The organism is Altericroceibacterium endophyticum, from assembly GCF_009827595.1.
Lineage (GTDB): Bacteria > Pseudomonadota > Alphaproteobacteria > Sphingomonadales > Sphingomonadaceae > Altericroceibacterium > Altericroceibacterium endophyticum.
Map to the genome: position 1 here is coordinate 408,485 of NZ_WTYT01000002.1, position 12,246 is coordinate 420,730.

Sequence of the window (12,246 nt, forward strand, 5' to 3'; positions counted from 1 at the left end):
CACTTGCCTGGAACAGGTTGGCAATGAACTTTCCCAATACTCCCAATTTCTCCGGTAATTTCACGCCTTCTGGTGTCGAGGCGGATGTTGCGCATCTGCCTGTCATCGACGGAGCCGTCCCGCTCGCTCTGGATGGCTCATTCTTCCGCGTTGCCCCCGATCCGCAATTCCCGCCGCTCGCAGGTGACGACATCTGGTTCAACGGCGACGGCATGGTCACCCGCATTCGCTTCAAGGACGGGAACGTGTCCTTGCAGCAACGCTGGGCGCGGACCGAAAAATTCACGGCAGAACGCGAAGCAGGACGAGCGCTGTTCGGCGCCTACCGCAATCCACTGACCGACGATGCCAGCGTGACAGGCAAGGTCCGCAGCACGGCCAACACAAACGTCATTCTGCACGCGGGCAAACTGCTGGCGCTGAAAGAAGACAGCCCGCCCGTCTGGATGGCCCCGGAAACGCTGGAGACGATCGATCCGGTTTACGATTTCGGCGGCCGCATGACATCGGAAACCTTTACGGCCCACCCGAAAATCGATGCACGAACAGGTGAAATGCTGGCCTTTGGCTACGCTGCAAAAGGCCTGTGCACCCGTGACATGGTTTTCTACGTCATCAATGCAGCCGGTGAAATCGACCACGAAGTGTGGTTCGAAATTCCCTATTATTGCATGATGCACGACTTTGGTTTCACGGAGGATTACGTGGTCTTCCATGTGGTTCCGATCGTGGGATCATGGGAACGTCTCGAATCCGGATTGCCGCATTTCGGATTTGATCGCGCGCGGCCTGTCCATCTTGGTATTTTGCCACGAGGTGGGCGCGCGGAAGACATTCGCTGGTTCAGCGCCCCGACCTGTTTCGCCAGCCATGTGATGAATGCCCATAATGTCGGCACCAAGGTGCATTTCGATGTGCCCATGGCATCGGGCAATATGTTTCCGTTTTTCCCCGACACCGAAGGCGCGCCGTTCGATCCGGTTGAGGCGGCGGCCTGCATGACACGCTGGAGCGTCGACATGGCGGCCAACAGCGATGATATCGCCATGACGCAGCTGTCGGATCTGGTCGGTGAGTTTCCCCGCATCGATGATCGATTTGCTGGTCAGGCGAACCGCTATGGCTGGCAGCTGGTGCAGGATCAGACGAAACCGGTCGACTTGCCCGGCATTCGCAGCGCGACCGGCATGATGATGAACACGATTGCCCGGCTCGATCTCGAAACCGGAGCCACGGAAACCTATTGGGTCGGCCCGGCCAGCTCGCTTCAGGAACCCGCCTTCATCCCCCGGCCCGGCTCCACCGAGGAGGGCGATGGCTATCTGGTGGTGGTCGAGAACAGGCTCGCTGAGCAGGCTTCACGTTTGCTGTTGCTCGATGCCATGGCTCTGTCGAAGGGACCGATTACCACGATCGCCGCCCCCTTCCGTCTCCGCCAGGGCCTGCATGGCAATTGGGCGCCAGCCAGCGCTTTCGCTGCGCTCCCGGCCTGACCCTGACACATCCTGTTTTGCGAAAGCGATCAATGCCAAACACGCACCCCACACCCTACCCCCGCCTCGGCATGTATGTTGCCGGTGAATGGATCCAGCAATCCACCCGCACGCACTGTGTTATTAACCCGGCTAATGGTGATACGCTGGGCGAACTTCCGCTCGCTGAAGCAGCCGATCTCGATCGCGCTCTCGATGCGGCCGAGCGCGGCTTTCGGCAATGGCGCAAGACGCCCGTCGGTGAGCGAGCCCATGTTCTGCATGAAGCCGCGCGCCTGCTGCGTGAACGCATCGACCAGATCGCCACACTTGCGACGCTGGAAGAGGGCAAGACGCTGGCTGAAACTCGCATCGAAACACTGGCCTGCGCCAATTTGTTCGATTTCTATGCCGAAGAAGCCAAGCGAAACTATGGCCGGGTGCTGGTTCGGCCGAGCGGGACACGCTCACTGGTTATGCATGAACCTGTCGGGCCTGTCGCTGCCTTCGCACCGTGGAATTTCCCGATCCACAATCCGGGCCGAAAGCTCGGCGCGCCAATCGCAGCCGGCTGCTCGGTCATTCTGAAACCGGCGGAGGAAACACCCGCTTCGGCGATGGCCGTGGTGCAGACACTCATCGACGCAGGATGCCCCGGCGATGTCGTGCAACTGGTCTTCGGCGTGCCTGACGAGGTGTCGCGCCACCTGCTTGCCAGTCCGATCATCCGCAAGGTCAGCTTTACCGGCTCAACCGCGGTCGGCAAGCATCTGGTGAAGCTCGCCGCGGACACGATGAAGCGCACGACCATGGAGCTGGGCGGGCACGCCCCCGTGATCATCTTCGATGATTGCGACCTTGAACGAACGGTCGAAACCTTGGCCATCGGAAAATCGCGCAATGCCGGGCAGGTCTGCGTTTCGCCCACTCGTTTCTATGTTCAGGATGCCATTCACGACCGCTTTATTGACGCGTTCACAAAGCGGTTTTCTGCCCTGCGGCTCGGTAGCGGGCTGGAGCCATCTACCGAAATGGGGCCGCTCGCCAATGACAGGCGCCTGAATGCCGTATCGACGCTGGTGAGCGATGCCGTGCAATCGGGTGCGACCCTTCTATGCGGCGGCGAAGCGTCGGGTGAGCAAGGCTTCTTCTGGCGGCCAACAGTGCTGGCAGACGCACCTTTGAGCGCCCGTGTGATGCATGAAGAACCGTTCGGACCGATTGTCGTCACGTCCCGCTTTAGCGATTTTGACGAGGCCATAGAGAAGGCCAACCGCCTGCCTTACGGCTTGGCTGCTTTCGCCTTCACCGAAAATGCACGTCAGGCCAATCTGGTCGGCGACGCATTGGAAGCAGGGATGGTCGGCATCAACACCACCGGACTGGCGGCCGCAGATGCGCCTTTTGGAGGCGTGAAAGAAAGCGGCCATGGTGCAGAAGACGGCCCCGAGGGATTGGCCGCCTGTCTGGTCACCAAAACAATCCATCAGATCTGACGAAACCTACTGAACGAGGGTGACGCAATCGCCCCGCAACCCCGGGACAAGGGGTGGTCACATGAGAGGAAATACCGCGATGATGCCGAAGACATTCGATGTTCAGGGGTTTGTCGATGAGCAGAAACTGCGGCCCATCCATTTCCTGGTCCTGATCCTGTGCTTCCTGGTGATGTTCAGCGACGGGTTCGATATCTTCATGATCGGCAAGATCGCTCCCGCCATTGCCGAGGGTTTCGGCGTTGCTCCGGCGGCGATGACCATCGTCATCCTGCTGCAACAGATCGGCCTGGCTCTGGGTGCCTTCCTGATCAGCCCACTCGGCGACCTGTATGGCCGGAAAAGAATGCTGGTCATCTCCTTTGCATTGTTCGGCGGTTTGACGGTGGCGACCGCTTTCGCGCCTTCGATCCTGATCATGGCCATCATGCGCGGCGTGGCCGGACTGTTTCTGGCCAGCGTGCTTCCCATGGCCGTTGCCCTGATTTCCGAATTCACACCGAAGAAAAGCCGTGCGACCTTCATCGCCGTGGGCATGGCCGGATATAGTCTGGGCAATGTTGCCGGGGCCGTGACCGCCCTGCTGGTCCCCGACTTCGGGTGGCAAAGCGGCTTCTGGGTAGGCGGCATGCTGCCACTCGTCCTGATCCCTGTCCTGGTCGCCTTCCTTCCGGAATCGCTTGCCTACCGGGTCAACAGAGATCCGAGTGACGCCAGGATTCCCCGGACGATAGCCAAAATCTCTCCGGGAATCGAACTCACCGGAACAGAGGTCTTTGTCGGACAAGGCAATCGCAAGACCGGCGCACGGCCCAATCCGCTGGAGCTGGTTCGCGATGGCCGGGCCCGGACCAGCGCGATCCTGTTCACCTCATGCTTCTTTTCGATGGGGACGATCGCCCTGCTGGCCGCATGGCTGCCCAGCTTTTTCCTGCAAATGGCCGGCATTTCCATCCAGGATTTCGCATTGTCTGCCATGGTGGGACTGCTGGGAGGGATTTTCGGGATGCTGACAATTGGCGGCCTGCTGGACCGTATTCATCCGACCCTGCCGATCCCCTTCTTCTTTATCGGCTATGCCACTGCCGTGGTCTCCCTGAGTCAGGTTCCGTTTCACAGCCCGTTCTTCATTCCCACCCTGTTCCTGATGGCCATGTTCCAGGGCGGCGGGCAGGCCGGGCTGAACATGATCATGGCACGCGTATATCCCCCCTTTGTGCGCAGCACCGGAATTGGCTGGGCCGGTGGTGCCGGGCGCATCGGCGGAGTGATCCTGCCTCTGTTCGGCGGATTCGCGCTGAGCTCAGCCTACAGCCTGCAGCTGACCTTGGTGCTTGTCGCGCTGGCACCGGTCATCGTCGCAATTCTCGTGCTGTTTCTGCGCCCTGTGGAACCTGCGCCTTCCACGCGCTGATGCACGTGGCCGGCCGGTTCGCGTGCCAATGCCGTCGACCGGCCATTAATTAGCTTGATTAATCATATAATGCTTGACCGCATCATCGCCGCAAAATAATCAGTCATCATACCGATTAAAAAAATCGGGCTCGGAAACCGAGACAATAAAAATGTGGGAGAGAAAGAATGGGCACGTACAAAGCCTTACTGATCGCGTCGTCTGCAATTGCGCTGAGCGCCGCGCTACCGTCTTCGGCCTATGCCCAGACGGCAGGTGAGCAGGACTCCGCCCCCCAGAAGGCCGATGCTGCCGACAGTTCCGAATGGGAAATCGTCGTCACGGCCACCCGGAAAAATCAATTGCTCAGCAAGGTGCCGATCAGCGTCGCTGCCTTTTCGCAGGAATCGATGGATCGCCAGGGCGTCAAGAACATCGCCGATATTGCCCGACTGACCCCCGGCCTCAGCTTTAGCGGCGGCACTTTCGGCAGCGATACAAGCTCAAACATCGCCATTCGCGGCGTGTCCTCAACCTCCGGTGCGGCCACGACCGGCATCTATATCGATGATTCCGCCATCCAGATCAGGTCCAATACCCAGACCGCCTTTGGCACGGCATTCCCCCGCATATTCGATCTCGAACGTATCGAAGTGCTGCGCGGTCCGCAGGGGACATTGTTCGGCGCTGGTGCGCAGGGCGGTGTCGTCCGCTTCATCACGCCAAAGCCCAATCTCGACTACACATCGGCCTATGCCCGCGCAGAGGTAGCCACCACCAAGGGCGGCGATGCCAGTTATGAAGCTGGCGCGGCCGTGGGCGCGCCCATCGTGCAAGACCGGATCGGCATGCGTATCAGCGCCTTCTACCGCAAGGATGGCGGCTGGGTGGATCGTCGGCCCTTCAATGTCGCAACACCGGACAGCACGGAATATTACAAGGACGTAAATTCCTCCGATACCGTGGCCTTGCGCGGAGGCCTTTCGTTCCAGCTGACCGATAGTATCAACATTACCCCGTCCCTCTATTATCAGCGTGTGCGGGGCGATGATTCAGGGACCTTGTGGGGCAATCTGACCGATGCCGAGGCCGGGAAATTTGTAAACGGATATTCGGTTGCGCAGACCTTCAATGATCGTTTCTTCCTGCCCAGCATCAACGCGACAGTCGAGCTTGGCGATCTGGAACTGGCTTCGGTAACGTCATGGTTCGACCGCGACGGATCGAGCACGCCGGATTACACCAACCTCAACACGAGTTTCATCTTCGACACGCCCTTCCCCTTCCTGCCCGGCTGGAAAGCTCCGGGTATTGTCACGGCACGACAGAAGGTCTTTTCCCAGGAAGTCCGCCTGTCGTCGAATAACAGTGACTCCGCGATCCGCTGGACCGTTGGCGGCTATTACAGCAGGGCCCGGCAGATCGAGAGCTTCAAGATCGAAGACCAGTTTACGGGGCAGATCATCCCTCTCGAAGCCGTGTTCGGCATTGGCCTGACCGACGACCTGTATATTTTCACCTCCGCCAATGACACGATCGACAAGCAATGGGCCGCCTTTGCCCAGATTGATGTGGATCTGTTCGAAGGTCTCACGGCCACGCTTGGCGCGCGATATAGCGACACGACCTTCGATTATAGCCGCGACGTTGGCGGGCCGCTGAACTACACCGGCAGTGGGCCTGAAACCACGACGACGACCGGCGTTCAGAAGTCCAAGCCCTTTACGCCTAAATTTGGCCTCACCTACGACATTGACGATGGCAACATGGTCTATGCGTCGGCCGCCAAGGGCTTCCGTGGCGGGGGTGTCAATCCGCCGCTCTTTGCCAGCTGTGCCATCCAGGATGCGCCGGCAACCTTCGATCCGGACACGACCTGGAGCTTCGAGCTTGGCGCCAAGAACAAACTGTTCGGCGGTGCTTTGCGTACAGATGCCAGCGCCTTTTATATCAAATGGGACAATATCCAGCAGTTCGTCCTTGCCGGATGTGCGGGCAATGGTTTCCGCGACAATATCGGCGCAGCCACCAGCAAGGGCTTCGACCTGCAAGTTTCGCTGCGCGCTACGGATAATCTGCAATTGAGCGGTTCGGTCGGCTATGTCGACGCCAAGCTTACCAAGACCGTGGTGGTGAATGATGTGGTGTTTGCCCGTGACGGAGACGCCCTTGAAGGATCACCATGGCAGCTTGCCGGCAATGTCGATTACACGCTGCCGCTCAGCACGCTGGGCGAAGGTTATATCCACGCGGATGCGCGCTATAACAGCCACAATAACGGCAAGCGCGCGATGTATGATGACCCTGCCGCGTCCGGCTATGACCCGACGCTGCAATTCGACCCGGCCGTCACAGAGGTCAATATGAGGATTGGCCTTCGCTCAGGGAATGTCGATGCCTCCATCTTCGTGAACAATCTGCTCAACGCAGCGCCCCTGCTGGGGAAGAACCGGGATACCGACACCTCCCCGCTTTACTATTATCGGACCTTGAGACCCCGGACAGCCGGCCTGACCGTAAGCTATCGCTATTGATCCGAGGGGGGCGAACATGAGCCTGATGACCCATCCTTCTGTCGCCCCCTCTATTTCGCATTTTCGCAAGTCCTGTGTCACACTGCCGATACCCGATTTTGTGGAGAAAAGTGGCATTATGAATGGACAGGATCCGACTTCGATGGAGGCTCTCTATCAGCGTCCCGGCTTCATCATCAGACGGGCCCATCAGATTGTCCTTGCCTTGTTTGATGAAGAGGCTGCCGATCTTGGCCTGACGACCACCCAATACAGCGTATTGCACACTTTGCGGGCCAGACCTGGGATCAATCAGATGGGGCTTTGCGAATTGATCGGAATAGATCGCTCTACGGCCACCATGGTTCTGCGCCTGCTGGAAAAGAACGGTCTCGTCGAACGCAAACAGAGTGAAAAAGATCGGCGCCGCAACACCCTGATGCTCACCAGCGCGGGAGAGAATCTGCTGGTCCGTGCAGCCCCCCTGTCCAACGCCATTTCGACCCGGATGCGCGAAGTGCTCAATGATGAAGAGCTGACCCAGCTCAGCCACCTGCTGTTGCAATTCGTTCAGTCCTTCAACCACCGCGTTCGCAATCCGCTGCTCCCCGATACAGCAACAGCAGCGGACCAAACACCTACACGCGCTTCATCATCCTGACCGCATGAGACGCTCATTTCCTCACGCGGAGCACTGGCGAGATATTTGTATGACCGAGATATTTTCTGACTCAATTTGTCGGCACCAGCCGGAGAGGTTTTGATGACAACCACTTTTTCAGCACCCGTTCTCATTGTAGGCGCCGGCCCTGTCGGCCTTTGTCTGGCCCTCGATCTCGCGGGCCGCGGGATCAATTCGATCATTGCCGAACGCTATCCTGCCGGTGCCAATGATACGGTCCGCTGCAATCACGTCTCGTCACGCACCATGGAGACTTTCCGGAGACTGGGTTTTGCCGATGAAGTCCGCGCCGTCGGGCTGCCGGACGATTATCCCAATGATGTGGTCGTGCGCACCAGAGCCACCGGCCGCGAATTGACCCGCATTCCCATCCCATGCCGCCGCGACCGGTTTACCGTTACCGACGTGCCCGATGGCTGGTGGCCCACGCCCGAACCGCCGCACCGCGTAAACCAGCTGTTCTTCGAACCGATCCTGTTCGAACGAGCGCAGGCAAACCCGCATATCAAAATCCTCAACGATCTTGATGTTCAACACGTCACGCAGGATGGTGAGGAGGTCGATGCGCAGGCAACCGATTTGAAGACTGGTCAGCAGGTCCGTCTCTCAGGACAATTTCTGATCGGCTGCGATGGCGGTGCATCGAACATTCGCCGGCAGATCGAGGCGAAGCTGGAAGGCGATGCAGTCATCCAGCAAGTGCAATCGACTTATTTTCGTGCGCCTGAGCTGCTCAAATCCATCCCGACCGACCGGGCCTGGATGAGCTATCTCTATATCGGCGAGCGTGCAGGCAACCTGGTGGCGATCAACGGGCGCGAAACCTGGCTGCTCCACAATTACCTGCTGCCGGGTGAGCCGGATTTTGCATCTGTCGATCGCGACAAGTGCCTGCGCGCGCTGCTCGGTGTTGACGAGAGCTTCGAATATGAAGTGCTGCGTCAGGAAGACTGGACCGGACGCCGGCTCGTGGCCGACCGCTTCCGTCAGGACCGTGTCTTCATCTGCGGAGATTCCGCCCATATCTGGGTGCCCTATGCCGGATACGGCATGAATACCGGCATTGCCGATGCCATGAACCTGTCATGGTTGCTGGCCGCGCACCTGAATGGGTGGGGGACGGAGAGCATCCTCGATGCCTATGAAGCGGAACGCTGGCCGATTACGGATCAAGTGTCGCGCTTCGCGATGAACCACGCCCAGAAGGCGATTTCAGAACGGATCAACATCCCGCTCGAAATCGATGACGATGGCCCCGAAGGTGAAGCGCTGCGCGCCAAGATCGGCAAGGATTCCTATGAACTGCATGTACAGCAATTTGCCTGCGCCGGTCTGAACTACGGCTATTTCTATCCCGCATCGCCTTTGATCGCCTATGACGGCGGCGCTGCGCCCTCCTACACGATCAATGAATACACGCCCTCGACCGTGCCCGGTTGCCGGACACCGCATCTGTGGCTGCCAGGGGGACAGTCCCTCTATGACCAGCTTGGGCCGGAATACACGCTGCTGCGCTTTGATCGCGACATTGATGTGGCACCGCTAGTGCAGGCTGCGAGCGCGGCGAATGTTCCTTTGGCGGTGTTGGATGTGAATGTCACCGAGCTGCCGGAGCCTTATCTGCACAAGCTGCTGTTGAACCGCCCGGATAATCACGTGGCGTGGCGCGGCGATGCCCTGCCCGACAGACCGGAAGAGCTGATCGACCTCATAAGAGGCGCAGCCTCGCCGGAGCAGCAAAAGGCACATCAATCCATGGCAGCAACAGCAAAATAACAGCGCCTGTGGACATTCTTTGAGAGGAACCATCAATGCAAGTTGGACGACGAAGTTTCTTGGCAGGCCTCACTGCCCCGATATTGCTGGGAAGTTCGGGATGCACAACGTCGCGCCTTCTTGCAGATGGTGATAGGACGCCTCTTGTCCGCACCCGCTATGGGCCGGTCGTGGGCAAGATCGATCAGGGATCGCTGGCCTTCAAGGGTATTCCCTATGGGGCACCGACCAGCGGCCGCGGCCGTTTCATGCCCCCGTCACCGCCGCAGCCATGGGACACCCCTTTTCGCGCCTTCGATTATGGGCCCATGGCCCCGCAGACCGACCCGCAAGAAGCTCTGGAATCGGTAGCTGCCGACGCCCGCGAAAGCGAAGACTGTCTGACCCTCAACGTCTGGACGCCAGCTCTGGACGACAATCGCAAGCGCCCGGTGATGGTCTGGCTCCACGGGGGCGGCCTGTGGCGCTTGTCTTCGGCGGGAGACTCTCAGGCCGGAGCGCATCTGGCCGCGCATAGCGATGTTGTCATGGTCAGCCCCAACCACCGGCTCAATGTATTGGCGCACGCCTATCTCGATGAATATGATCCGGCTTTCGCAGGGTCTTCCAGTGCGGGCATGCTCGATCTGGTGCTGGCGCTCGAATGGGTGCGCGACAATATCGAGGAATTTGGCGGCGATCCGGACAATGTGACCATTTTCGGCCAGTCCGGTGGCGGGCAGAAAGTGTCCTTCCTGATGGCCATGCCCGCCGCGGCAGGCCTGTTTCATAAGGCCATAATCCAGAGCGGCCCGGCCCCGCTGGCGCTTGAAAAGCCCTATGGCCGCGAACTGAGCGCAAGATTGCTCACTTTGCTGGACATTCCGACGAACCGGGTGCGGGATATTCAGGAGGTACCGCTCGCTGCGATCATGCGGGCCTATTACCAGATTTTTGAAGAAGTTGGCGGCTTCGGCGTCATGGGTGTAATTCAGGACTTCGCTCCGGTCGTCGATGATGTGGCACTGCCGCAGCATCCCTTCTGGAACGGCGCCTCCCCCCTATCGCGCGATATTCCGCTGATGATCGGCTGCACGCGCACCGAAATGACCGAGTATTTCCTGGCCAGCAACCCGGATGCAGCCAAGCGCGATTTTGCCACAGTGACCGCGCAGCTGGAGCCGATTTTCGGCACGCAGGCGCCAGCAGTCGTCGCCCATTATCGCGTCACCCATCCACAGGCGAGCCCGTGGGAAGTGGACGCGCTGATCCGGTCCGACTGGCCCACCCGACTGTTCACCCAGCGCATTGCAGACGAACAGGTCAAATTGGGGGGCGCCCCGGTCTGGATGTACCGGATGGACTGGGAGACGACTGCCCGTGACGGATTGTTAATGTCGCCCCACGCAATCGACATTCCCTTCGTGCTGGACACGGTCGGCACCGAACCCGTCGAGCCCGGTCAGCTGGGCGAACAGCAGCGGATGATGCAGCAGATGAACAGTGCGTGGGTGTCCTTTGCCCGCAACGGCAATCCGCAAAACAAATATATCCCGCCATGGCAGCCTTACAATTCCGCATCGCGGCCAACGATGATCTTCAATCTGCACAGCCATATGGCCAATGATCCTGACGGATCGGATCTCGCTTTCCTGAAAAAAGACCTCGCCAATCTAGAGGTCGTCGCGGGCGGGGTCACCAATCCACTCGAACGGGAGAAGTCTTTATGAAACCCTTGCTCAACGTGCTCGCCGGCATCCTTCTCTCCGGCACGATGATTGGCACCGCCACCGCTCAGGAAGCGCAAACCGGCCCATCGGAAGCGGTCATGAAATATCGCGAGCGGATGTTTGATGAGGCGGTTCGCCCCCTCGCCAATCGCACCATGGATCTGATGTTCAACATTGCAGAGGTAGACGCAGGGGAAACCCCTTCGTCACTGCCCGTAAGCCTCGCCCCTCTCAACTTCACCTATGAAGTGGATGGCAAGGTTCATCAGGGTAGCGATGCCATCGTGAATACCTTTGCCGATGCTCTGATCATCATAAAGGACGGCACCGTCGTCTTCGAAGGCAATTTCAACCGCTCGACACCAGAGACGCGGTACAATTCCTATTCCATGGCGAAATCGCTCAATGCCGTCATGGTCGGGCTGGCCGTAAAGGAAGGGCTGATCGCCTCGGTGACCGATCAGGTGACGCAATATATCCCGGAACTCAAAGGGACCGGATATGATGGCGCGACCATTCGGGATCTGATGGAGATGCGCTCTGGCATTGCCTGGGACGAGAACTTCTTCAAACCCGGCACGTCATCCTACAACGCCCATGTCGCAGCCTGGGTCGAGGAGCGCGCACGCTACACGGACGCGGCGCTGATCACCAAGCGGGAGCATGCTCCTGGCACTTTCAATCGGTATAACAGTCTGGATGCAGCCGTTGTCGGCTGGGTGGTGGAGCGCGCTGCCGGAATGCCGGTCAGCACATATCTGTCCACCAGACTGTGGCAACCCGCGGGGATGGAGGCCGATGCCTTTTATGTCATCGACGGCCCCCCGGGCATCGGCAGAGAGTTCACGGCCGGGGGCTTCAACGCCGTATTGCGCGATTATGGCAGGCTGGGGCTGATGATGCTGAACCACGGCCATGCAAACGGCAAAGCCTTCCTGCCCGAAGGCTTCGTCGACAATCTGAGGCACGACATCACCACCGCGCCGAGCGAGGATGGGCTGGGATATGGCTGGTTCTGGTGGACGGTGCCGGGCACCAATGCCTTCACTGCGCTGGGCGGTGAAGGCCAGTTCATCTATGTCGATCCTGATACCGATACGGTCATCGTCAAGATGAGCCACGGTCCGGTCGGGCCAGAAGCGGACCCCGTCCTGCGCGAGGAACTGGCTTTCATGGCCGCTGCATCGCAATGGGATGGGCGTTAA

The 12,246-nt window shown here is 59.3% G+C and carries 8 protein-coding genes; all 8 read left to right on the plus strand.

Annotation, left to right across the window (positions count from 1 at the left end; translation table 11 throughout):
* The first annotated feature begins 23 nt into the window (after positions 1 to 23).
* The 8 genes from GRI91_RS05930 (at position 24) to GRI91_RS05965 (ending at position 12,246) form a co-directional block, all read left to right on the plus strand.
* Positions 24 to 1,493: a carotenoid oxygenase family protein gene (locus GRI91_RS05930; protein WP_160735697.1), complete on the plus strand. Its 1,470-nt coding sequence runs from the start codon at positions 24 to 26 to the stop codon at positions 1,491 to 1,493.
* 32 nt (positions 1,494 to 1,525) lie between these two features.
* Positions 1,526 to 2,968, plus strand: a complete 1,443-nt coding sequence (locus GRI91_RS05935) for an NAD-dependent succinate-semialdehyde dehydrogenase (RefSeq protein ID WP_202385476.1) — start codon at positions 1,526 to 1,528, stop codon at positions 2,966 to 2,968.
* A gap of 61 nt (positions 2,969 to 3,029) precedes the next feature.
* Entirely contained in the window at positions 3,030 to 4,382 is a 1,353-nt protein-coding gene (locus tag GRI91_RS05940) for an MFS transporter (protein WP_160735698.1), read from the plus strand.
* Positions 4,383 to 4,549: 167 nt separating this feature from the next.
* Complete coding sequence (locus GRI91_RS05945; protein ID WP_160735699.1) at positions 4,550 to 6,895, plus strand: TonB-dependent receptor; 2,346 nt, start codon at positions 4,550 to 4,552, stop codon at positions 6,893 to 6,895.
* A 16-nt stretch (positions 6,896 to 6,911) separates the two neighbouring features.
* On the plus strand, positions 6,912 to 7,535 hold the full coding sequence (locus GRI91_RS05950; protein ID WP_160735700.1) for a MarR family winged helix-turn-helix transcriptional regulator: 624 nt from the start codon (positions 6,912 to 6,914) through the stop codon (positions 7,533 to 7,535).
* A 102-nt stretch (positions 7,536 to 7,637) separates the two neighbouring features.
* A complete protein-coding gene (locus GRI91_RS05955; RefSeq protein ID WP_160735701.1) occupies positions 7,638 to 9,332 on the plus strand; it encodes an FAD-dependent oxidoreductase in 1,695 nt (564 codons plus the stop codon).
* A 35-nt stretch (positions 9,333 to 9,367) separates the two neighbouring features.
* On the plus strand, positions 9,368 to 11,041 hold the full coding sequence (locus GRI91_RS05960; RefSeq protein WP_237437685.1) for a carboxylesterase/lipase family protein: 1,674 nt from the start codon (positions 9,368 to 9,370) through the stop codon (positions 11,039 to 11,041).
* Positions 11,038 to 12,246, plus strand: coding sequence for a serine hydrolase domain-containing protein (locus tag GRI91_RS05965; protein WP_160735703.1), 1,209 nt, complete (start codon positions 11,038 to 11,040; stop codon positions 12,244 to 12,246). Before GRI91_RS05960 ends, GRI91_RS05965 begins: the two co-directional genes overlap by 4 nt.